The sequence below is a fragment of the Cobetia sp. BMC6 genome, assembly GCF_029991385.1.
Classification (GTDB): domain Bacteria; phylum Pseudomonadota; class Gammaproteobacteria; order Pseudomonadales; family Halomonadaceae; genus Cobetia.
The window spans coordinates 1-23,499 of sequence record NZ_JAKUMF010000016.1 but is presented as its reverse complement, the minus strand read 5'-3'; the positions used below and the strand labels follow the sequence as shown (position 1 = coordinate 23,499).

General features: G+C 56.3%; 19 protein-coding genes. 7 read left to right on the top strand and 12 right to left on the bottom strand.

The genetic code is table 11. The annotated features are described in order from the left end of the window. Window positions 1-343 precede the first annotated feature (343 nt). Complete coding sequence (locus tag MKZ40_RS16620; protein ID WP_024953445.1) at window positions 344-802, bottom strand: META domain-containing protein; 459 nt, start codon at window positions 800-802, stop codon at window positions 344-346. Window positions 803-1,000: 198 nt separating this feature from the next. Between MKZ40_RS16620 and MKZ40_RS16615 the strand changes: the two genes are divergently transcribed. From MKZ40_RS16615 to MKZ40_RS16595, 5 genes are all read left to right on the top strand, one after another. After that, complete coding sequence (locus MKZ40_RS16615) at window positions 1,001-1,996, top strand: ion transporter (protein ID WP_175090739.1); 996 nt, start codon at window positions 1,001-1,003, stop codon at window positions 1,994-1,996. A 214-nt stretch (window positions 1,997-2,210) separates the two neighbouring features. Further along, window positions 2,211-3,248, top strand: a complete 1,038-nt coding sequence (locus MKZ40_RS16610; RefSeq protein ID WP_175090740.1) for a TauD/TfdA family dioxygenase — start codon at window positions 2,211-2,213, stop codon at window positions 3,246-3,248. A 272-nt stretch (window positions 3,249-3,520) separates the two neighbouring features. After that, the gene (egtB, locus tag MKZ40_RS16605; protein ID WP_175090741.1) at window positions 3,521-4,840 is read left to right on the top strand and encodes an ergothioneine biosynthesis protein EgtB; all 1,320 of its coding nucleotides are present in this window, start codon (window positions 3,521-3,523) and stop codon (window positions 4,838-4,840) included. Between the two features lie 90 nt (window positions 4,841-4,930). Next, window positions 4,931-5,272 carry a DUF427 domain-containing protein gene (locus MKZ40_RS16600; protein ID WP_024953449.1) on the top strand — a complete coding sequence of 114 codons (342 nt, stop codon included), beginning with the start codon at window positions 4,931-4,933 and terminating at the stop codon, window positions 5,270-5,272. 258 nt (window positions 5,273-5,530) lie between these two features. Further along, a complete protein-coding gene (locus MKZ40_RS16595; protein WP_225347876.1) occupies window positions 5,531-6,298 on the top strand; it encodes an NERD domain-containing protein in 768 nt (255 codons plus the stop codon). Between the two features lie 59 nt (window positions 6,299-6,357). Here MKZ40_RS16595 and MKZ40_RS16590 read toward each other — a convergent pair whose 3' ends face one another. The 11 genes from MKZ40_RS16590 to MKZ40_RS16540 form a co-directional block, all read right to left on the bottom strand. After that, window positions 6,358-7,650, bottom strand: a complete 1,293-nt coding sequence (locus MKZ40_RS16590; RefSeq protein WP_175090742.1) for a type II toxin-antitoxin system HipA family toxin — start codon at window positions 7,648-7,650, stop codon at window positions 6,358-6,360. After that, on the bottom strand, window positions 7,647-7,889 hold the full coding sequence (locus tag MKZ40_RS16585; protein ID WP_136938067.1) for a helix-turn-helix domain-containing protein: 243 nt from the start codon (window positions 7,887-7,889) through the stop codon (window positions 7,647-7,649). Before MKZ40_RS16585 ends, MKZ40_RS16590 begins: the two co-directional genes overlap by 4 nt. Window positions 7,890-8,334: 445 nt before the next feature. Next, complete coding sequence (locus MKZ40_RS16580) at window positions 8,335-10,947, bottom strand: site-specific integrase (RefSeq protein WP_175090743.1); 2,613 nt, start codon at window positions 10,945-10,947, stop codon at window positions 8,335-8,337. After that, window positions 10,944-13,541, bottom strand: coding sequence for a hypothetical protein (locus MKZ40_RS16575; protein WP_175090744.1), 2,598 nt, complete (start codon window positions 13,539-13,541; stop codon window positions 10,944-10,946). Before MKZ40_RS16575 ends, MKZ40_RS16580 begins: the two co-directional genes overlap by 4 nt. A gap of 26 nt (window positions 13,542-13,567) precedes the next feature. Continuing rightward, complete coding sequence (locus MKZ40_RS16570) at window positions 13,568-14,392, bottom strand: hypothetical protein (protein ID WP_024952251.1); 825 nt, start codon at window positions 14,390-14,392, stop codon at window positions 13,568-13,570. A 255-nt stretch (window positions 14,393-14,647) separates the two neighbouring features. After that, a protein-coding gene (locus MKZ40_RS16565) for an IS5 family transposase (RefSeq protein ID WP_175090745.1) occupies window positions 14,648-15,501 on the bottom strand; the annotation gives its coding sequence in 2 pieces (ribosomal slippage) (window positions 14,648-15,159 and window positions 15,159-15,501; 855 coding nt in all). Between the two features lie 169 nt (window positions 15,502-15,670). Next, on the bottom strand, window positions 15,671-16,618 hold the full coding sequence (locus MKZ40_RS16560; protein WP_217485972.1) for a site-specific integrase: 948 nt from the start codon (window positions 16,616-16,618) through the stop codon (window positions 15,671-15,673). Between the two features lie 332 nt (window positions 16,619-16,950). Beyond that, window positions 16,951-18,516 carry a DEAD/DEAH box helicase family protein gene (locus MKZ40_RS16555; protein WP_175090746.1) on the bottom strand — a complete coding sequence of 522 codons (1,566 nt, stop codon included), beginning with the start codon at window positions 18,514-18,516 and terminating at the stop codon, window positions 16,951-16,953. Next, window positions 18,513-19,289 carry a hypothetical protein gene (locus tag MKZ40_RS16550; RefSeq protein ID WP_175090747.1) on the bottom strand — a complete coding sequence of 259 codons (777 nt, stop codon included), beginning with the start codon at window positions 19,287-19,289 and terminating at the stop codon, window positions 18,513-18,515. Before MKZ40_RS16550 ends, MKZ40_RS16555 begins: the two co-directional genes overlap by 4 nt. Next, window positions 19,286-19,414 (bottom strand): hypothetical protein, encoded by a 129-nt coding sequence (locus MKZ40_RS16545; protein ID WP_282627971.1) that lies wholly within the window; start codon window positions 19,412-19,414, stop codon window positions 19,286-19,288. Before MKZ40_RS16545 ends, MKZ40_RS16550 begins: the two co-directional genes overlap by 4 nt. A 376-nt stretch (window positions 19,415-19,790) precedes the next feature. After that, a complete protein-coding gene (locus MKZ40_RS16540) occupies window positions 19,791-20,600 on the bottom strand; it encodes a helix-turn-helix domain-containing protein (RefSeq protein WP_254627231.1) in 810 nt (269 codons plus the stop codon). 507 nt (window positions 20,601-21,107) lie between these two features. On the opposite strand from MKZ40_RS16540, the gene MKZ40_RS16535 reads away from it, so the two are divergent. Beyond that, the gene (locus MKZ40_RS16535) at window positions 21,108-22,157 is read left to right on the top strand and encodes a phosphotransferase (protein WP_175090749.1); all 1,050 of its coding nucleotides are present in this window, start codon (window positions 21,108-21,110) and stop codon (window positions 22,155-22,157) included. Beyond that, entirely contained in the window at window positions 22,157-23,401 is a 1,245-nt protein-coding gene (locus tag MKZ40_RS16530; protein WP_175090750.1) for an aspartate aminotransferase family protein, read from the top strand. The genes MKZ40_RS16535 and MKZ40_RS16530 overlap by 1 nt, the downstream gene beginning before the upstream one ends. Window positions 23,402-23,499: the final 98 nt, after the last annotated feature.

Below are 23,499 nucleotides of genomic sequence, written 5' to 3'. Positions count from 1 at the left end.
GAGCTGGGCCGCTTCCAAGCGAAATTCCGGGCTAAACGTTCTCTTCTTCGTCATCATCTGCACCTGATTGTCTCTGTGAGCCATCATACACTCAAAGTCAGGTGGCCAGATTCACTGTGCCACTACAGGTATAGACCTTTACCAGAAACAATTCGCCGTCTGATAAAGGCGTAGCCGAGGTGAGTCCCTTCATGCTCCCGGCAGTCCGAAGATGCGAGATGGGGAATACCCTGCGGCGTGGATGTCGCAAAAAGACCGGAGCGGGACGAGTGATTCAGGCGCGATGAAGCAGTGCAAGCATTTCTTCTCGTCCCGACACCTTGTCACTGGAGCTTGTGAGTCCTCAATAGAGATGGACTGTCTGGAAACGGGCACGCGACGCCCCTTGTGCATCCATCAGCGTCAGTGTCTTGCCTTCTATCTGCCAGCCCGACACGTCATTGAGTGTCGCGAGGAAATCGCGTTCGAGCGTTGCTACTTCACCGGGACATGCCATTCGCGTGATGGCCAGGCGGCCGAAGCCGAGTTCTTGCGCATCATGGTGATATTCCCCCATCAGGCGATTGCAGCCGGTGGAGCCGGCTACTCGCGAGTCTTGTGTATGTAAGACGATATGGGCTTCACGCTTGCCTTCCACCACGGGTGTTGGCTGGTTGTCGAGTGTCACCAGCTTCCAATAGGTGTTCTCCAGTGGCTCGTCGACACCTTGATAATCCTCAGAGGATTGAGCGCCTGCGCAGCCGCCCAGGGTGAGTGCTGCGCTCATCACGGCGGCCCATGTCATCACTTGCGCTTGTTTCATGCGGGTGTCTCCCTCACTAATAGGGTGTCTACGGCGATTCGGGGCTGGGCTCCGGTAGCGCTGCAAGCCCTCGCAGATAGCGTCATCGCCAGTGTGGTCAGCTGATGCTCGGTCATCGCCAGCGTGGTCATCTGAAGCGTTGTAGGCTGAGTCAGGAAGACCCGTTACGCATTCTGAAACAATCGCCAAGGAGTTGTCATGCCAGCCACCCGCACGCCCTCGTCCGCCAGGGAGCGGATACATCTGTGGTGGGATCTGTTCATCATCGTGCTCGTGATCGCCAATCTGGCATTGCTGCTGTTCGATAGCCTCTTCCTGATTCCCCCGCTGAACACGGCCTTCGAGGCCGTGACACCCGGGTTGCATGCGGCCTATGAGAAGAACATCCACGCCAATTTCCTCTCCATCGATCTGGCGTTCGTCGCCGTCTTCCTGCTGGATGTGCTGGCGGGATGGGCAGTGGCCATCGCGGAGCGGCGATACCACCGCTGGTTCTTCTACCCCTTCGTGCACTGGTATGACGTGCTGGGGTGTATCCCGCTGAGCGGCTTCCGCCTGTTGCGTGTGTTGCGTGTGATCTCGCTGTTGTTCCGCCTGCAACGTCTCGGCTTGATCGATGTTCGCCGCTGGTACCTCTACGGGGTGGCGGCCAAGTATCTCGATATTCTGCTGGAGGAGCTGACGGACCGTATCTCCCTGCGCATGCTCGATAACGTCCAGCAGCAGTTGCGCGACAGCGATGACCTCTCATCTTCGGTGATCGAGCGTGTCGTGGAGCCTCGCAAGCAGGCCTTGATCCGTGAAATTACCCAGCGCCTCGAGACCATGGCGGGGGATGTCTATACCCAGAATCGCGACGATACCCTGCGCTATGTGCGGGGCCTGGTCAGTCGCACCCTCGCCGAGAGTCCGGAGCTTCAGCGTGTCTCGCGCCTGCCCATGGGCACCCAGCTTACGAAAGGGCTGGAAAGCTCGCTGTCGGATCTGGCCTGCCATCTCGTCGATGAAGCGCTGGTCGGCCTGCGTTCCAAGGAGTTCTCGGCGCTGGTGGGGCACCTGGCAGAGAGTGGTTTCGATGCTTGGTCGCGCACTGACCCGAGGACGGAGCAGATCACCGAGCAGGTGCTGATCGACATGCTGGATCTGCTCAAGGAGCGGATCGCCGTGAAGAGTTGGCAGAAGAAATACGAGTGACGTGATGCACCAGCGTCATCCTGATAGGTAACTCGCGGCGTTCGGGATGAGATGGGGCGAGGTTTGGCGCACGGGAATGTGTTTGCGAGAATGCTGATACATTCATCCCACGCCGAGAGTCTGTGAGCCGCGAGTGTCGTCGCGCAGCGATAGCGCGGCCTGATGACACATCAGCGTCTCGCCAGCGTGGGAGCCGCGACAGGAGGTCAGTGTCATGGCGAATCCAACACGCACTGAGGTAGCCGAGTCAGCACCGGGCGTTCCGTTCGACCCGGCACAGGTGGCTGTCATCCAGCAATTCGGCGGCAGCATCACACCGCTGGAGCCGATAGGCGCCGAGGTGAGGGGAATCGATCTGTCCGCTCAGGACGCGCCGCCCGCGCCAGTGCTTGAGGCGCTGGAGCAGATCATGGCCGAGCGCGGCTTCTTGGTCTTCAAGCGCGATACGCCCCTGGAGGCCGATGACTTTCTGCGCGCCAGTTGCTGGTGGGGCGGCAAGGAGCTGCACAGTACCCATGGGATGCATCCGGCCACGCCCGATGGCAACCGGCACATCTTCCGGCTGTCGAACGATCGCCGTCACGGCATTCCCGGCGTCGGGCCGCAGTGGCATAACGACGGCAGCTTCAATACCGATACGTTCTCGCACTCCGGCTACCACATCATCCGCCCGGCCGAGAACGGCGGCGGTACCTGCTTTGCTCATCAGGGCGCGGCCCATGACGCCTTGTCTGCCGAGCGTCAGGCTTTCTGGCGCCGTCTTGCTTCGGTGAATTCCTCCTCTGGGGCCGTACATCCTGTGGTACACGAACACCCCATCACCGGTCGCAAGTGCATCTGGCTTCATCTGGGCATGACCGGTGCAGTGATCGAGAAGCTACCCGATCAGGACGCCTTCCGGCTGCTGACCGCAGAAGATCTGACGCAGCTCTGCCGTGAGTACAACGCCATCCTGAATGCCGGCTTCACCGAGGGTTACGCCCTCGACTTCGAGTATCAGGAAAATGACTGCGTGTTCATCGATAACCTGGCGGTGGCTCATCGGGCCGCGCCCGGCGCGCACTTGCCGGCACAGGAGCAAGGCCTGCGGATCATGCATCGCAGTACCGTGCGTGGCACTCAGGATCTGGCACCTGGCTTCGGCCTGCCGCTGCAGGTGGATATCCATGGCCCCAGCCCGCTGGAGAATGGTGTATGGCAGGGCGGCGGTATCGGCTTTCGCTGGGAGGAGAACATCCCGATGCAGAACTGAGGCTGGCGCGCTCAGACAAGACACTTGCAGCGAGACGGGCGTTAAGGCGAAGTGAAGGCCAAGGCAGATCAGGGGTAGATCAGGGGCAGACCTAGTACCAGAGGAAAGACCATAGCCCGTGAAGAGTTGGCATCAGCCGCACGAGTGATAGGGTGGGGACATTATCCCGGCCAAGCATTGATGGGGCAGGGGAGGCGTGTCAGCCGTGCTGGCCGCCCGAGCCTTTCCGATCACGTTTCAGGGAGAGAACCAGACTCGCAAAGGAAGCCATCATGTCATCTGCCCATGACACCGTCATCGAAAGACCCGATAGCCTGCATGCCAAGGAGTGGCTACGCGCGTACCAGCGGGTACGCGCCGCCACCGAAGCGATCTGTGCGCCGCTGCACAAGGAAGACTACATGGTGCAGAGCATGGCAGATGTCAGCCCGCCCAAGTGGCACATCGCCCATGTCACCTGGTTCTTCGAAGCCTTCATCCTGAAGCCGTTTCAGCCGGGCTATCAGACGCTCGATCCCGCCTACGATCATCTCTTTAACTCCTACTACGAGACCCATGGTGTGCCGTTCCCGCGCGCCGAGCGTGGCTCGATATCGCGCCCGACCGTCGATGACGTCTATCGCTATCGCGCGCACGTCGATCGCGCCATGCAAGCCTTGCTCGAGAATCCGCCCCAGGAACATCTGCCGGAAATTCTGCGCCGTCTGGAGCTGGGCCTACCGCATGAGCAGCAGCATCAGGAGCTGCTGTTGATGGACATCAAGCACATCCTGGCGCAGAACCCGCTGTGTCCGGCCTATCGGGATGACCTGGCGCCTGGCTTGGCACCAGCCCCTGCGCAGGAGGTGCCGCCGCTGGGATGGCTGGACTATCCAGCCGGGATTCGCGAGATCGGTCATGACGCATCCAGAGGCGGCTTCGCCTACGACAACGAGATGGGCCGTCACCGTCAGTTCGTCGAAGCGTTCCAGATGGCCGACCGTCCGGTGACCAACGGCGAGTTTCTCGCCTTTATGCAGGACGGCGGATACGCCACCCCCGAGCACTGGCTGGCGGATGGCTGGGCGACGGTCAAGGCGGAAGGCTGGCCGGCGCCGCTTTATTGGGTCGAGCGCGACGGCGTCTGGCATCACTACACGCTAGGTGGCCTGGTGCCGGTGGATCTGAATGCGCCGGTCTGCCATGTCAGCTTCTTCGAGGCCGATGCCTACGCCCAGTGGGCGGGCGCGCGCCTGCCCACCGAGGCCGAGTGGGAGACAGTCGGTCAGGATGTCCCTCTCTCTGGTAACTTCGTCGATCAGGATTATCTACAGCCAGTCGCGGCCGCGAGCTCCGAAGGCATGCCGAGTCAGATGTTCGGCGATGTCTGGGAGTGGACGGGCAGTGCCTATCGCCCGTATCCGGGCTTTCGCAAACTGCCGGGCAGCCTGGGGGAGTACAACGGCAAGTTCATGTCCGGTCAGATGGTGCTCCGTGGGGGTTGCTGCGCCACGTCTGCCGATCATATCCGCGCGACCTATCGCAACTTCTTCCCGCCCGAGGCGCGCTGGGCGTTCTCCGGCTTTCGGCTCGCCAGGGACGGTGGGGTCTGAGGGTCTGACTCTTTCAGAACGCGCCTCAAGGCACTTTCATCTGCCGCTTTCATCTGCCGCTTTCACCCGCCAACCCGTAAAGGAGTCTTCATGGCCGACCACCTCGAACCGCGTATCACGCTGCACCCGCTATCCTCGCGGGTGCGAATCCTGGTCGGTGAGACGGTGATCGCTGACACTGGCAACGCGCTGGAATTGCGCGAGAAGGGCTATCCGCCGAGGCTCTACTTGCCGCGCGCCGATGTGGCGATGGCGGAGCTCTCGGTTTCTCACACCGTCACTCATTGTCCGTTCAAGGGCGACAGTACCTATTACTCGCTGCCGGATCTTCCTGATATCGCCTGGAGTTACGATCACCCCATCGAGGAGGTGCAGGCGATCGCCGGGCGGCTGGCGTTCGATACCGACAAGGTCATGTTGGAGGTGGAGTGATTCAGACGAACGGCTCGTCGCCAACCTGATTCTCTCGTCGATGCACAACGCTCCGTCGTGCTCTGCTTCAGAGATAAACCGATAGAGAACAGTAGCTTGGCGTTCGCCAGATGGTTAGAATCCTGCAGTTTGCTGCACCGCGCTCCTCCATCGGGCGCGGTGCAGCATTACCTTTCCCTTATCAAGGCTCAGTACTCCGGTTGGACGAATCACCTCGCTTGATTCCTTTCCGTACAGGCTGCACCAGGAGTCATGACAGTGGTTGTCCCTTCGAACATCGCGCCGGTGATGAGTGTACTGCTATGCCTCGTGCTGGCCTCCTGCGTCAGTCGTTATCTCAAGTCTCCCCGCATGAAAGGTCGCATTGGCGAGTGGCGAGTGCGCTGGATGGCGCGTCGACTCGGCAAGCAGGGCTATCGGGCCTTGCACAATGTCACCCTCAAGACCGAGAGCGGCACCACCCAGATCGATCATGTGCTGCTGTCGCGTTTCGGCTGCTTCGTGTTGGAAACCAAGAACATGAAAGGCTGGATCTTCGGCAGTGAGCACGAGGCGAACTGGACCCAGCAGTTTCCTCGACAGTCGTTCAGCTTCCAGAACCCGCTACGTCAGAACTACAAGCATCTCAAGGCACTGGAGACGACGCTTGGCGTGACTCCCGAGCATCTGCATTCGGTGATCGTCTTCGTCGGCAACGCCAGGCTCAAGGGTGAGATGCCAGCCAACGTGACGCGCGGTACTGACTTCGTTTCCTTCGTACAGTCGTTCAAGGCCCCCATCTTCAGCGAGGCGCAGGTCGAGGCCATGCATGAGGCGCTGCTGACGGGGCGGCTGGCGCCGACTCGGGCGACGCAGCGTGCTCATGTGCAGCATCTCAAGCAGCGCAATGATCCACAGGCGAGACGTGAATGCCCGAAATGCGGTAGCCGTATGGTGCTGCGTACTGCCAAAGCAGGTGTACGTGAGGGCCAGCAGTTCTGGGGATGCTCGGCCTATCCGGAGTGTCGCGCGACACAGGCGGTGTGATGACTGCCTTCACGGCCCCGAACGAGGCAACATCCAAACTTGAATTTCGCTGACAGGCACTACCATCGCTCGGCACGGCGGCACTGCTTTTGAATGTGTTGACGTTGCTGCTGCAACCTCGTCCAGCCTTTGCCTTCGAGACCGGCTTGCTGTAGCTGCTCCTTGAGTATGACTGAGTCGGATAAATCAGCGAGCGTGGTAACCATCTGTTGAATTTGGCGCTTCACAAACGGATAACTGAATCGGCACTCATCCGAAAAGGCCTGCCAATCGCGCGGTAGCAACTGCATCGAATTGAACTCCCCGCCGAGGGAGAAGGCCATGTCTGAATCGTAACCGAGCACTATGGTGCCAACGAGGTCATAGGCTGGGGCGATCTGCCAACGACCTCGGGAGTCCTGTAACAAGGACACGTTCTTGGCATGGCCGTCACTGTTGCCAACCAGCACATTGAATATTTGCCAGCGAAGCAGCTGCTGAATGGATGCCGCTGAGGGTCGGCAGGCTTCGCGGACTGTTTGCACGATTTCTCCGAAACGTGGCCCACCGTAAGCCTGGTATTTCTGATTCCGCGACACGCCCATGGCCTGACACAGATCCTCCTGATGCAAACGCTCGATGTGTCCGCTTTCAATACCCAAGCGGTCGTAGCGTTCGACCATCAAGTAAGGATGTCGGCCGGCATAGACCATCGTGGTCCTCGGGCAGGCTAACCCCCCCAAGCGTGCCAGATTGTTCAGATACAGCTCATTCAGAATGACTCGCTCACGCCCTTCGACGGCGAATTTCAAAATATGGGTAGAGGGTTCGATTCCGATAGGTAAGTAGAGTGTATCGTTCCACAGTCGCACAGGAATCTTGTCCTGCGCGCCGGCCAGCGAGAGACGAGGGCGTTTGGCCAGAGCTCCTTCGTTCATCAAGGCATACCGCTCGCGAGCACCTGCCCATTGCGCAAGTCGATCGAGCGGCAACTCGCGGTAGTTGTCATCGAGGGGTGACGGTAGGGTTCTTGACGGCGGCATGTGATCGCTCGGAAGGATCGTCAGCGCACCAGCACAATCGCCGCCTATGGTCGCCAGTAGCGAGAAGTCGTCGTCTGGTATACCCAGGCGCTTGATCAGCGCCGCCCGGGCTTGCTCTTCAGGCAGCAAATTTGCGAACCAGTGATGCGCCAGAAGGTCTTGGGGCTGCCAAGCCTTTTGGCTTAGTGGCAAGCTGTACGAAATGGCATGCCCATTCTGTCGCCAGGTTTCGTTGTATTCGAAGCCCATCAGTCGGCCATCCGTGCCGCGCCACAACGTCCCTACATGCTGCGTGTCGCGCCATACGTTCAACGAATCCGGCAATATCATGATTCGAATCCCTCCGGAGGAACAGCGGACAGCTCGATGCCTAGCGTATCAAGTACGATCAATATGCGACCCAACCCGCAGCTGTCACGGCCGTTTTCCAACTCACTCAGAAAGCGAATGCTCAACCCGCAAAGACCTGCGAGGGTTTCAAGATTTAGCCCTTGCTGCTTGCGAGCGCGGCGAATCAACTTGCCAAGCGTTGCGGCATCATGAATGGGAACTGCTTGCGATAGGGGCATGCTAAGACCTTTCACGATAAGAAAGCGGGTTGTTGTAAACAATTTAGTATACTTAAAAATTTCCCTATAGGGATAATTGGGTGGATATACTGGAGTAGTCCTGAATTTTTCCCTATAGGGAAAATAGTTGGTGTGCGGGTTGCAAGTGCTGCAATTTTTCCCTTTCAGGACAATTTGGGGCGATCAGTCTGTCAAAGTGTCAAGGAGATCATCGCACCACGCATGAACTGCTAATGCTCCATCCGTGTGTACAGGCTCGGACAGCCTACTGTACCTCCTGACTCATCCTGGTTGCCGAGCGTGAGATGGCGCAGGTGGACTCTGAGTGCAACACCGCAAGTGATGGAGGGTGATACATCGGGGTTGGGCTATCTCTAGCCCGTCGACCACCTGCGCTTCGGCTTCGAAAGGCGACAGCCAGTATGCGAGTATGCGATCTTCGCCTTCAGCGTCGCTTCATCAGCTCCAGAAGTACCTCACCATGTATCTCACCCAGCACATGCGTGTAGTGATGTGTCAGTGTTTGAGAGTTGCGGTGCCCGATCAACTTGGCGAGTAACTCGAGACGGTGACCTCGTGCCTTGGCATCTCTTTCCAGTACGTCGTAGACCGCTCGGCGGCAGTTCGCCAGTGCTGCAGGAGTGAAGGACCAATGTCCTCGGCAGGTGGAGGAAAGGCGATCCAGAAGCTGAGGGTAGTCGTCGCTGTAGAGGCGCAGTACGAGCCACGAGATTGCATTGTGCCTCAAGAGATGAAAGTCGAAGTGGATGTCCTCCAGCTCCAATCCGGGTGTGAGAGCACCGCGGAGAGACTGCCGGGCCCATGCCATGAGCGGGGTCAGCAAGCTCTCTCTTGAATAGCCCAGCGGAGAGCTTTCTGGCCCCAGCAAGGCAATGTTCTTCAAACGCTGCTGGCCAGCAAAGGACTCTCGGCGTCTATCAATCCACTCTCTCACCAGCGTCATCAACTCTGGGGATATCAGAAGATGAAGAGGAACGCTGCGCCGAGCATTTGCAGTCTTGCCAGCATGGATTTCTACGTAACAGTAGGTGGGGCCGTCATCTCCTGGCTGATTGATGATGACGTCATGCAGTGTCAATGCCATGACTTCTCCAGCTCGCAGGCCCCCGTAGTAGCCAAGGAGGAAGGCGATCAGCCAGCTGCGCCGTAATCCACTCCGTCTTCTGGAGAGCGCCCGGGTCAGGTGTTCTGCCTCGTGTGGCATGATCAGATGTGTACGCAATGTACTGATGAAACGACCTCCCTCACCCTGTACGGGAGGAATACCCGTTAATCGATCGTTGCCTTGGCAAAAGCTGATGAACTGATTGAACGTCTGGAAGAAGTTGTGGCACGTCGAAGTGTCCCAGCCTTTCTGAGTGGGTAGCTGTTCGCTGATTGCCTCCATCAGTTCTCCATCCCAGAGAGCCAACCATGGGATATCGGGCAACATCATCATGGAGGTGGGCGTCAGACGACTCAGGTAAGTCCTGAGCGTGCTGGCTTTATTGCCTTGAGTGCTCGATTGATAAGACAGCCATAGCAGTATCCAGAGTGGGTAGCTGTCTTCGCCCAGCATGTGTATCAGCTTCTTCGCGTAGCGAGACGTAACGGTGTCATGCCGCTGGATCGCAGATCCCCCTCTGGGGTTTATCAGACCTTCATGCTCCAGTTCGGTGATATACGCATATAGTTGGTTGCCTGCTTTCACATACCAGTCTGTTGATAGTTGATCCTGCCGGTATCGGGGAGAGGTAGATGGTGACGATTCGTTGCTCCTGTCGCCTCCTCCCATAAGGAGTTCAGGGGTGTGAAGATCGGTCTCGATGTCTTCCGGTTCAGAGACATCCATGGTTCCAGAAGCGCTCGACGTACCGGAGGTAGGGAGGGGGGCCGCCGATAAAAGGAGGCTTTCGTCATGCTGCCAAGGAGAACGCCAGCTACACACTGGTAGGGGGTAGCGCCGAAGCAGCTGTGACCAGAGGGGCGCAGGGCCTAACAATGTCGTGCACCGGAAGGCATGACGAAGCAATGATCGGACATTCTTCAGCGAAGCGGAGGAACCAGTCCTGCGTGGTGCCTGGCTATCTAGCAGCTGTGACAGACCGGTGACCAAGAGCTGATCCAGATGGGCAGCTCGCGCTTCCAATGGACTGTTTAGGTCCAGCGTAGCATCCGAGGAGAACCACCATACATCGGCTTGCTGGGAGGAGGTGGCTGGTAATGGGACAGGGGACTGACGGCAAGCCCTGAGTAGCCTCCTGAGATGATTCGGGATTTTTAGCCGGTAATGGGCTGGATGTGTTCGAGATAACCCTGGCAGGCAGCCGATGAACCAATGGTGGGGACCGCGCTTGGTGTTCAGGCGTGGCAGATGCTCTGAGCTCAAGTTCAGCAAAGTATGGCGAATCACTTCTTCCTCCATCCCCAGCAGGGTACCCATGCTCAAGGCCAGGAAGAGAAGAGACTGCTCTGGCGTACATTGGTTGGCGGGAATGCGCTGCAGGGCGCGTACTGAATCCAGCACCCGTCGCTGAACCTTGATATCTCGTGATGAGGTAGCCGCGGATGAGGGTCTGACCGGGCGTTTGATACTGGTCGGAATCGTAGCCTCGAAGTCAGGCTCTCGGTTGAGATGAGTCAGTACAAGCGCGACTTCCTTGGTGACCTTTCGGGAGCTGAAGTCAAGTTCAGTTTCCTTGGCAAGCTGGATGGCGTTGCGAATCAAGGCTTGTACATCTCGCTGGTTCAAGCGTGTGGCATTGTGTCGAGCGCGAGACGGCTTGGTGGAAGGCGCACTTTGCGCTCTAGCCTGTACTCTGGTTACCTTTTTCTTATGCCGTTGCCAAGCGTAGCGCGCGACATTCTTGCGGAAATGTCTGAGCACTTCAGAGGAGGAGAAAAGGCGATGATCTGGATCATTCCAGCGACGGAATACCCTACCCAGTGTTTTCGAAAGTTCGATCGGAGACAGCTTCGGAGTTGTAAGCTCTTGGTGCGTGGACTGGGCAGGTACATCGGTTTTCTTCCGAAGATCAATGGTGGTAATAGCACTCATCCTCTATCTCCTTGAATGGTTGGCCCGGCGTGCTGAATGGGCCATGGGAGGTCGTCTCTGTGAAGCAGACCCGGCGTCAAGCCGCATAGCCTGGCGATATCGGTTAGTGCGCTTCGTATCGCCGATTGAATCAGGCTCCGATCACTGGACGGGGATTGGAGTGAGTGCCCCTGGATGGTGTGCCCAGCGAGCGCACTAAATTCAGCGTGAGAAAGTCGCGATTGGAGCGCGGTGAGCATGCTGTGGCGCGTGATATTGGAAGGCTGGTGGCCCCACTGGCTCAATTCAGTTGCCAAAGGCGAAGGCATGAATGTTGGAAGATCCTTGAGCCACTGTCGCCAGTCAGCATGCTGCATGCGTTGCTGCGTCAACATCATTGTCGAGGCATTGAACTTCCATTGAACGGGGTAGGCGACTTGTTCATGCCTAAGAAAGTCTGCTTTGCCACCGTGGCGTTTCCACCATCGTTGCCATTCCTCCCGCCACTCATGCTGAAGCCGGAGCAATGCGCCAAGGGCAGGGACAAGTGGAATTTGGCGGCTTTCCTGTGCCCGAGCCGAATCCTTGTCGCGTAGCCAGAGCGTATTTTCCAGCTGCTCACATTGGGTTTTGGATCCAATTGGGCGAGCCAAGGTGCAGAGCTGCCATGCAAGTAAGGTCAGCGCTCCCAGTATCTGACCTTGCCGGGCAATGGCTTCGCCGACTGCCCGTAAGTCGCTAGTACGATTCCCTTGTGAGGTAATCAATGAGGTAACCAGCATGGCGTGGTTCTTGGTAAGTTGCGTCAGCAAATGAAGCGGACGTTTGAAATAGCTCGGCTCCTGGGCTTTTGTGGATCCCACGGTGTGATCTTCGCGAGGTGTACGACAGTCTTCTTCTAATAAGGGAAATAGGCCAAGCGCAGCTTGAGCCGAGAGAAAAGCCTTCTGAATCTTGTGCAGAGGTATCGTTCGATACGTTGCCGGGGCAGAGAGCGAAAGCGGGAGCTCGCCTCGCAACCAGGTCGCGATCACTTCATCTTCACAGGCAGGTATCACCCAATGATGATGACTGGCGGACACGCGTCTCAACGTCAGAGTACTTCCGGGACGGTTATCCCCCCAGCGCTTGAGTTTTTTCTCGATCAGTGATTTCAGTGCTTTGAAGGGCTGGGCGCCGGGGAGCCATGCCTTTTCGGCCATGAGTGACTGATTGAGAGCGTTGGGCAAGGGCAACGTGATGATGGTTTCGTTAGGTGCCTTGTTGACAGAGTAATGGAGTAGCCCCTCCTCCGGTGACCAGCTGGGAACTTGATCCAGTGTCTGGCAGATGATCCACTCACGATTGCTATCGCTATTGAGGGGCAGCTTGGGGGATCGGGAGATTACCGTCGTCTGCAGCAAGCGCTCAGGTGCTATTCCACTGCAAAGTAGAATGCTAAGAAATGCCAAGGCTTGTCGGTTTGCAATAGCACTCTCAGATTCTATGAGAAATTCCTCATCTTTCGGTGGTTGGAAGATACGTAAAGCTGCTAGAACCTCTTCTTGTGGGCGTAGGCTGATGTCTGCAGATGTCTTGAGACTGCGGGCCTGTTGCAAGAGCTGTACGCTCTCAAGGTGAAGCGCCTGATCGCCTTGTGAAAGCAGCGTGTTATGGAATAGCTCTTTCACTGGGTCGAGGGGTGAGATACTGCTTTGGTTCAGATCATTAGATGATGATTCATTCTGATGTTCATTGTCATCCGTGAGCTCTTCATCATCCTCTATTAAGGCATGGTCAAGTGCTTGGATTGACCTGTCAAGGGAGCGATAGTCGGTATATTCAGCATGAATTTTGTAAGATTTGTCACTGGCCCAAAGTGGCGAATCACGAAGAATGGTATCGACATGTTGACGTCTTTTTTGATTTTCATTGCGAGCTCTATGCTGTTTTCTTATTGGGCTACGAGTGAGCTGGCTCGACTGATAAATTTCGTCAAGCAAAGCGCGTGTCGCTTTCTTATTGCGCAGATGGTTGGGATGCTCCGATGGCCGATCAGTTGCTGCATCATAGGCATGAAGAAACTGTTCGAGCAGCTCCAAATCAGCATCGGAAAAATGCTCGGGAGGAGGAACTAACTGCTCTCCCAGGGTAGGGGAAATGGGTCTGGGGAAACTGTTGTGAATATCATCCAGGTTGCCCCAGTCAAGTAGCCGCTTAAGCGTCTTTCTAAGCTCAAGTATCTGGGTGTAATATTTGATGGCAGAGCCACGTCTCACAGTACGACGAGGCTGACAAAAAATCAGTCTAAGCAGCTTTCGGATACTGCTTACTCGAGGATCAGTGAGCGATGTAAATCGGTAGTTCACCGTGTAATGAAGGCAGTGAGACATTCTATGATTTCGATGTGACTCATCTTCCATAAAAAATTGGCTTTCTAGAAACTCTTCTACTTGGGGCACAAGGTCTGGCACCGAGTAATCGGCGGCAAAGAGGCGAGCACTGAGGCGATATTCTGAGGCAATCAAGGGTGGGAGGCTCCTCTTGAGCCACTCCGGTATAAGGGGCCAGCGGGACCCGATCGCATTGAGGTCGTAATTAGCCAATATTTGGTCAGGTAGTTGGTGTTCACTCACGTGAAAGCCTCCTGTTTATCAGTCAATCAAAGCTCATAAAGCCAATCAATTTGCGAATCTGAGTCGTTTTCCCTCTTATTGTTCGAGTACTTGTTTTTTTCTTTTATATTGCTTTGCTTGTTGGTATCTGATTCCTGCTTCCTATTATCTTTTCTTTTGCTATGGGTGTTCTTCTTACTTGTTTTAGCGACAGTGGCGCCGTTTGCTATATTTCTATCTTTAGATGCATTACTTTGACTTTTATTAGCGCTATCCATTATTGTGTTCATAAACTTTCTAATCGAGTCAGTGGAATAGCGATGCTTGAACATTGATGAGATTTGCTTGTGTGTTATTGGCAAGTTTTGTTGAGTGACTACATTGCTCCATGCGTATTGTAATCTTTCATCACTAATGAAGTTTCTGAGTATATTGTTCCATAACTTCTTCTCGTTAATATTGATATCGCCAGTGGTATGTAGGTTGTGGATATTGATCCATTCCCAGCCAAGCTCGAGCAGAGGCTGTAGCACCTGGTAATAGAATCTCACCACTTGGATTTCATCTTCATTGAGTCTGCCGATATCGATCTCGATGCAAAATACACTTTGTGAGACGGGCACTTTCTGTGTGGATACGATGGCTTTGATGACATGAAAATTCACGAACTCCTCGGAAGTGTGAGTCGACTGAACGTTGCTGCGGAAGCGGACAGGCGCTAGGGGCAGGCTCTCTGTCGCGACCGTTGGTCGAAAAGCATGCTCCTCGTTCATAAGCTCGGCGGTGTCCACCTCGAGTACTCGCTGATAGATGACAAGCGTCTTGTCAGCGCTGATTTTCACTAGTGACGGTGTATAGGTAGCATCTGGCATATCGATGACTCCAACGATAGGCAAAGGGGGGCCGAGACGTATGAGAGAATCATTCGTCGAGTTCATGTCCAGCAAACGCGAGTAACTTTGAGTAGTGATGATCAGTCGAGTAATACACCCGACCTGTAGAACGATATCTCTGGGAGTGCCGCCTCCTGATATATCCAAGCTGAATCAGTGTGTACTAATAGCATAACTCAAGTGGCAAGAATCTAAGGTATCTTTTAACCGTCAAAATCGACCGTTTCGAGAGCATTAGGTTCTGTACGAAAAGTCGGCTCGTAGACAGCGGCGTATGCAAGCTACGCATACCATCGCATAAAAGCTACGGGCCAACTTCTCATATCGCGTCGCAATACGACGGAACTCTTTCAGCCAACTGAAAGAGCGCTCCACGATATTTCGCTGACGGTACATGGGTTTATCGAAACCCCGTAGGAGACCTGGCCGGGGTTTCCGTTTCATCTTTCGTTGAGCGATGATCGGCTTGATTCGAACGCGGTCGCAGTAACGGCGCAACTCATCACTGTCATAGCCCTTGTCTGCCACGATGTAGCGGCAACGCTTTCGTGGCCGGCCACGACTCCCCGGTAGATGAACCTTTTCCAGAGTGGGCATGAAGTACCGCGTATCCGATTCTTGCCCCGCCGACAGCGTGAAGTCGATGGGCCAACCAAAGCGATCACAGATCAAATGGATTTTGGTCGTGATGCCGCCACGACTCCGGCCCAACGCATGGTCTAAGGGTTCTTCAGATCCCCCTTTTTGCCTCCACCAGCGGAGGCGCGTGTTGCACGAACGGCGGTTGAGTCGATCATCCAGGTCTCGAGATCCATCAGGCCATCTTCACGAAGCCGAAGTTGAAGCCGCGACAAGACCGCCTCAAAGGTACCGTCATCACGCCATTGTCGGAACCTGGCGTAGACAGTACTCCAAGGGCCATAACGTTCGGGAAGGTCGCGCCACTTGGCGCCAGAGCAGAGGGCCCAAAAGATGCCGTTCAGCATCTGTCTGTCGTCTTTCCGGGGCCTGCCCATCGATTGAGCCGGTGAGACAATGTCTTCGATCAACTGCCATTGGCTATCAGAGATTTCGTAGCGTCCTGTCATACCGCACCTATGCTGGGTGTGCATGGGTCACATTAGCAAAAATGACTTTTCGTACAAAACCTAGGGATTCTTGGCGTCAAACTTGGTAGGTATTTTTTATTACGAGCCCTCGAGCGATTGCTTTTGTCAATTCATCGATTATTGAACGGTAATGCATTGCTCATGTTTATCAAAAGTCGTTGGCGCTGTTTTCGAAAGGGTCTGCGACCCGAATGTACTCCGTCAAGGTGCTGAGATGCCTGTGACCTGTCACGCGTTGTATCTGCTCCAGGCTCTTCCCCCGCAGATGAGCTTCAGTGATCAGGCCAGCACGCATGCTATGTGTGCTGAATCCGCGTGAAGCCAGGTTTGACCGCTCAAGCCCCCTGATCAACGCATTCTGAAAAGCAGTTCGAGAGAGTTTCGAGCCTCCTGGCCTGCCGCCCAGCGAGACGCTGCGAAATACCGCACCTCTCTGGATATGGGCGGCTTCCAGCCAGCGATACAGGAGATTGACGGGGCAGTAGGGGAGCGAGGTATCAGCATGGTGAATAGCTTTGACTTCATGACGTCCTTCTTGATTGGTCTTGCTGCGGGAGAGCCTGACCAACACGCCTCGTGTATCCCATGTGAGGTGCTCGACACGAAGGTTGAGGACTTCGCTGTAACGAAATGCTCCATAGAACGTCAGGCAGAACATGGCGGCGTCGCGCAGATCTCGCAACTCGCTCAAATCCAGGCTATTCAGCAGCTGATGCAGATCGTCTCGCATCAAGGCTGGTGCACGTTTCACCGGCACTTCATTGAGGCGTGCACAGCCGCGCATGACCCCCTTGATCATTTGCTCATTGCCCAGGGTGGGGCAATTCATGACAAGGTGCCAACGCCGTAACGAGCACAGCTGTCGCTTGAGCGTATTCGGTTTATAACCGTCCTCGAAACACCGGGTGAGGTAGTTGGCAATCTCCGGGTCGGTGCTGGGGAGGGTGCCGCCACGTCTGAGAAACATCCGTATGTCGCTTTGGAAGGCTCGGATGGTACTCGGTGCAAGGCTTGCCATGATCAGCTTTCGTGCCGAGACCGTCAGGCAAAGTCCCGGCAGAGAGTCCTGGTTTCCCTGATAGGGGATCACTTGCATTGCCTGAGGTCTTCGTCTTTGAGGCGGGTGGATGCCTGTCGGTGGTCTGGACACCATGAGGGATCTCCATCGATGTCGAAAAGTTGGAGTGGGGGCCGATATGCGCTGTGAGGTGGCCATCGAATTTCACGCTATCACCCTTCGTAAATCAGCCAACCCGAAATGCATGCCCTAGAAGGCATGGAGAGTTGAGAGTCACGCATATGCAGGATTATTTGAGTAATTCCACTGGTAAATGTGCGATTTGTGGATGTTATGCTTAGGATTAGGCTATAAAAAAGTGAAATCATCTGGTGGTTGGGCGGGCGTGGCTGCCGAGCCGCCTCCTGTAATCAGATCGATACCAGGCGCGCCAAGAAGGCGTTGGAGAACGCCACATCATTTGCCAGATCAAGAGTGATCTCTCGTACTCCCTCTGAGAAGCTCACACACTCACTCATGGGGGCCTGAGCATTTGGCGCGCCACGCATGTCAATCGACGGGAGTTTTCCACTCGTGCCAGGGTCGTTGGAGGCTATCGAATCAGTGGCTGGATAGACGATTGGGGCGGAGTCTGTCGGGGAGGAGAAGGGATCCAGTTGGATCGCAGCATGCTCGTCGGGCAAGTCGTCAAACAGTCGGTAGGCGTAGTGTCGTAACGTGCTTTCGTTGAGCGCATAGAAATAGCACGCATCATCCTGTGCATGTCGACGCCGTATGATTCGGCCTAGCACCTGACGAAAATACTGTTCGGTCCTGACGTGGCTGAGGTAGCAACAGACCTGCAAGCGGGGAATGTCGATCCCTTCACTGACCATGTTGACGGAGATAATCCACGAGGTATGGCCGTAGCGAAAGGCCTCAAGTCGTGCGTGCGCCCCTTCCGTCTGGCTGGTTACCAGGCACACCGTCTGTCCCATCTGTTTCAGACAATCAGCGATGTCTTCCGCATGAGAAATGTTGGATGCCACCACCAATCCTGCGGCGGTCGGGTCTTTCTCCTGAAGCTGTCGCAAGCGTTGGCAGCTGACGTCCAACAAATGTTGCTGAGGCCCCGGGTGACGCAGCAAGGCGGCGTAATGCACCCCAGGATGACGTAACAAGGCTGGGATGCTTTGGTAATACAGTGTCTCACGCTGCGCCTGCTGTTCTGCCACCAGACGTATGTCGTCATTATCTATCAGGTATATCTGGGGAGTACGGCAGACATCATCCTGGATGGCATCACGCAGGGTATAAGTGAAGTCTGGGATCAGCTCCAGGCGGTCACTGTTAGCCGATGGCAGTGTTGGTACCGCTGGCTCGGAGGTCGAGGCGACTTCATAACTTGGCGCCATATAACGCAGCATGGGAAGACAGCTGCCATCAGTGCGCCAAGGAGTGCCTGACAAGGCGAGCGTAAAGCGAACATCGCGCTCCAATGCCAAGAGCGCCAACCCCCACTGATTGGCGCCGGCGGCTGCCGAGCTGGTGTAGGTGCTTTTTGCGGCGCATGCTGTCGCGCCGGCGGCATGGTGGCTTTCGTCCCAGACCAGCAGGACACGTCCTTGGCGACAGAGTTGCTTGAGTTCCTCCAGGCGGAAGCTGAGCGCTTGATAGGTCAGCGCGATACCGACATCTCCCAGTCTGCCCTGCATGGGGCGCCCCAGAATTTGCGAAAACGTTTCACGCGCACGCTCCACCACGGCGGAGGTGGGGCCCAGATAGATGACGTGATCAATGCTCCCGTTGAGAATCAGCTCCTCAGTCAGGACGGCCGCCATCAGCATCTTGCCCGCACCCGGGGTGGCCTGGCACAGGAAATGGGGCTGCTGATCCGAAAGGCGTTGAAGCGCTGTCTCAATACAACGCGCTTGCCAAGCTCTGAGTGTCGGGCTTGTCAGAGAGGGCAGTAATCGATTGATCTGACGCGGCGTCATGAGGCACCTCCAGCATGGCGTTTTGCACAGAGCGCCAGCACGGCGGCCAGTTGTCCCTGGAGTTCGCAGGCGCGCTGAATCGCATCCTCCTGGAGTGGAGCAATGTCGGGTTTCGCCTCTGGATAGTCCTTTGCCAATTGATAGAGGTGCTCGGCTTCCGCCTTCGCGGCCCGCATAGATTTTTTCAAGGCTCGACGTTGTTCCTGCAGTGCTTTATCGAGCGGTAGATGCGATGTGCTGTCGGTTTTCGACGTAGCAAGATCCTGTCGATTGCTCGACAGTGGGATGTCCGGTGAGCGCTCCGAAGTGCTATCGATGAGTTGATAGACGCGGCGACGTTTACCGATGGTATCGGACTGGACAGCGTGACCATCAATCACCAAGCGATCTATCAGGTCACCGACACGCTGCAGGACAATAATGGGCTTATAGCCTGCCAACTCTGGATGTTTCATCAGCTCGTTACGGCAGCTGACTTTGGTGAAATGGGTCGGCTTATCCTTCAGTGATTTCAACCACTGCTGGAAGTGCTGTTTGATCAGCTGTCCCCGCCGATAAGCTGCCGCAGTCGAGGAATCTTGGAAAGTTGAAGAGTTCGAGGTGTGAGGGGGAGGAGAGCGATGCTGATTCTCTGAGGTGGTGGTAGGTGACGAGTCGTGTGACGCCGAAGTCTCAGGCATTTTGGAAGACTCGGCTATTGCCTTGCCCGTAACAGAGGGCATATGAGGAGTAGATGAGGGTGTTGGTGTGGTGCGGGAAGAATTCGAGGTCATGACAGCACCTCGCTGCAGTCGTCAGCGATACGTGCACGACAGTCATGGGAAGGGGGATCGGGGTAGCCGCCATAGGGGGTGGGCAGATCGGGGCTACGCGGAGATGCCGTAGTCTGAATGACCATGGTTGAAGCTCCTTTTGCTATTGGAGCCGCTCCCGCTGTCGCCAAACAGTGATGGGGGCGGCCGTACGCGGGTTGGCGAACCGGCGCAAAAGGAAACCGGCAGACCCGGAGGTCTCCCACGCACGACCGCCATAACGCATGGCAGGCACAAAAAAAGCGCCAACCATGGTCTGGGCGCTTGTGCGCCTTTTGCTATTCGAGTCGCCAAACCCGATCGGGGATTTTGCCCCGATGCTCAAAATTTAGCAGATGGTCGATGGGAGGTAAATATCACTTGTTCGATTCGTCACTGATAATCGGTCTGACATCCCGACGAGAATGGAAGATCATCGGTTACCGAGAAGATCTCTGAAGTGCCCAGTGCACTTGAACCCCTTCACGCTTCCAACATGGGGTTGGCGCGATAACGTGACAGCGTCACCGACGGCCGCTCGCCAAACAGATGACGATAATCCTGCGCGAATTTTCCCAGGTGATAGAACCCCCAGTCATTGGCAATCTGGCTCACCGTACTGGTGCTGTCCGGGTCACATAGCCGACGTCGTACATGGTTGAGGCGGTTCAGGCGAATGAAGTGCATCGGGCTGATACCGAGAATGCTGACGAAGCTGTTGTGATGCGTGCGCTGGCTGACATGGGCGATGTCACACAGGGTGTCGATGCTGATGGGGGCAGAAGCACTGCCATTCACGTAGTCACGTATCTTCGCGACGACTTGACGCCGGTGGTGATAGCTAGGGTAGCGCTCAGGGAGAGGGGTCTTTTCGTGCAGGATGGTGTTGATTGCCAGAGATAGAATGTCCTGGTGGACCTGCACCTCGAACGCCGCACTTTGACGCTTGAGCAGGCATTCCATCAGGAAGGTGGCGGCCTGCCGAGTCTTGGATGATACCTCCAGACGCATCACCTGTTGTGGGTCTGCCTCCAGCAATGCCAGTGCCGACTCTCCCGCGACGTTCACCAGCCAGTCCCGCCGGATCACCAGACTATAGATCGCGAAGTCATCAGGCGTGGTCAGTTCAAAGTCATGGTCTCCCGGCTGACACATGATGTCCTGCGTTTGCAGAGAGTAGCCATTGATACGGCAAGGCACCCGAGCTGCCGGGATGCCCAGCCACAGCGAATCCGGCCAGACATGACATTGCTGCCCGAGCGCATGACTGGTGTATTCCTTGAATACCTGCATGTGAGGCAGGTGAAGCTCATCGATACGGCCATAGAATCTCCCCTCGCCGTATTGATCATATTCCTGTGACCAATCGGTCAGGTTGCCGGCCTGTTCATTGACGTCCCATGCCTCCCGCGTGCACTTGCCTGGTGCGAGTGAATCTTTCCTGTACTTCCTTGTGGCATCGCCTGCGCCTGCTAGTGACACATATTGTGGCATATCGCGTGTAACTCATTGGTTTCCATGGTTAAGCAAGGTTTGCCAGATGCTGATAACGCTCTCCCTTGCTGTGTCGTTAGTCTGGACATGCAACTTTCGCGCACATCTTCAAAGAGGGAGCGGGGTTTCGGAATATCGATTCGCACACCCATGCCTGTTTCTTCCGCGAAGTGGCACCGAGACCACAAGGACAAGAATCGCCGAGGAGGGCATGGCTTCGACCACGAGGCCGCCCTTCATGTGACATCGCGAGGCAGTGAGTATTTCGCAGCGTCCCGGCCTTTCTGATGTCAGCGAGGTAGTGAGATGTATACGGACACTCTTACAAATCAAATAAAAATCGAGTTGGCACGCTGTCTGGAGAAATGGGGCCTATCGAAACAGGCTCAGGTCTCGCTCCTGACCCTGTCGGAGAACGCGACCTTCATCGCTGAGGAGAGTGCGACAGGTCGCAAGATCATCATTCGTGTCCATCGGCCGGACTACCACTGCCGAGAAGAGATCGAGTCTGAATTGGCCTGGATACGCGCTATTCGGGTGACCACCGAGGTCAACACGCCAGCCCCTTTGCCGACTAAGACGGGGAGCCCTGTGCTGAGCATTTCCGTGGGCGAGCTGACATTACTGGTGGTGGCCTTTGAGCATGCAGCGGGGGCTGAGCCAGATATCGGTGACGGCTTGCCGGAATGGTTCGAGCGTCTCGGGGCTGTCACTGCGACCTTGCATGCGCACAGTCGTCGTTGGCAGTTGCCAGAAGGGTTCGTGCGCAAGCATTGGAATCTCGAGACGATGATCTCTGCGCAAGGGCTATGGGGGGATTGGCGTAATGCCCCCAGCATGACGATGAACGAGGCTCACACCATCAGTGAGGCCATCCCCTACATCAAGTCAGAGATCGCGTTATACGGCACGGCACCCCATCGCTATGGCCTGGTGCATGCCGACCTGAGGCTGACCAACCTGTTGGTGTCGGGAGAGGGCATGTCGATCATCGACTTCGATGATTGTGGCTTCTGCTGGTATGCCTATGACTTCGCTGCCGCCATCAGCTTTCATGAGACAGACCCCTGTGTTCCGCAATTGCGGGACGCCTGGCTCAAGGGCTATCGCTCGGTTGCTGAATTCTCGGCAGCGGATGAGGCGATGCTCGACACCTTCATTCTGATTCGCCGCATCTTGCTATGTGCCTGGTTGGCAACCCATCAGGAGAGCCAGGAAGGCCAGGCGTTGGGCAGTGACTTCAGCCGCGATACCGCGGTGATGGCACAGCGCTATATGACACAACGTGGCCATCCGGTACGCGATGGCTACCTACCTGATGATCTGCAACGACACCACAATGTGAGGATGGCGTGATGGAAAAGGTACGCGGGATTCTGGATCAGAACGCCTTCAGCATGGCGCACATCGACAAGGCAGATGCGCGAATCGGCGCACTGGTACGCAAGCGGCTGGAAACGGTAGGGCCTACATCCATGCTCTTCTATGAGGAGCCGCTGCATATCGTCCGGGGGGAGCGGGTCTGGTTGTTCGATGATCAAGGCAAGCGCTACCTGGATGTTTACAACAATGTCCCGTCGATCGGCCACTGTCATCCTCGCGTGGTCCAGGCGGTCGCCGAGCAGATGGGGACCCTTAACGTGCACAACCGCTACCTGCACGAAGGCATTCATCGCTATGCAGAGCGCGTATTGGACACGCTGCCGACAGCGCTCAATCGGCTGGTCATGATGTGTACCGGGAGTGAAAGCAACGACATGGCGCTGCGGCTGGCGCGTGGCTGGACGGGCCGGCAGGGGATCATCGTCACCGAGGCGGCCTATCACGGCAACACGGCGGCCGTGACCGAGGTGTCACCGTCTTCCTACAAGCAGGGCAGGCCACCGGATCATGTCCATATCCTGCCGATTTCCGAGATGTCCCAGCAATCGGACCCCGCCGCCTGGCTCACTGAGCAGGTACGGCATGGTATTGAGCAGCTGGATGCTCGGGGCTACGGATGTGCGGCCTTGCTGGTGGACTCGATCTTTTCCAGCGATGGCATCTACGCGGACCCCGTCGGTTTTCTAAAGCCCGCGGTCGAGATGCTGCAGGCACAGGGAGGGCTATTCATCGCTGATGAGGTTCAGCCCGGCTTCGGGCGGACCGGTGATGGCATGTGGGGCTTTGCACGTCATGGTGTCAAGCCGGATGTGGTCACCATGGGCAAGCCGATGGGCAATGGTTTCCCGATGTCAGGGCTGGCGGCGCGCGAGGAGTTGCTGGCGAAGCTCAATACCGATGTCGGCTACTTTAATACCTTCGGAGGCTCGCCTGTCGCGGTGGCGGCCGGAACAGCAGTGCTCGATGTCATCGCTGAAGAAAGCCTGATGGAGAATGCGAAGCGTCAGGGCGCCTATCTCATGCGCCACCTGCGCGATATTCAGTCACGCTTCGAGGAAGTGAGTGATGTCCGAGGCGCTGGCTTGTTTCTCGGCGTAGACCTGTGTGATCCGGCGCGTGACGGAGCGCCGGACGCCCAGCGCACCACGGCGTTGATCAACGACCTCAAGCGCAATGGCGTGTTGATCGCCTTATCTGCCAGCGTAGTTGTCACCTAAACGGATTGAGAGGTGATCAACGTGCGTTATTCCACAGAGCGTAAGGAAGCCATCCTCAAGAAGATGGCGCCGCCTATGAGCATGACCATCCCGGAATT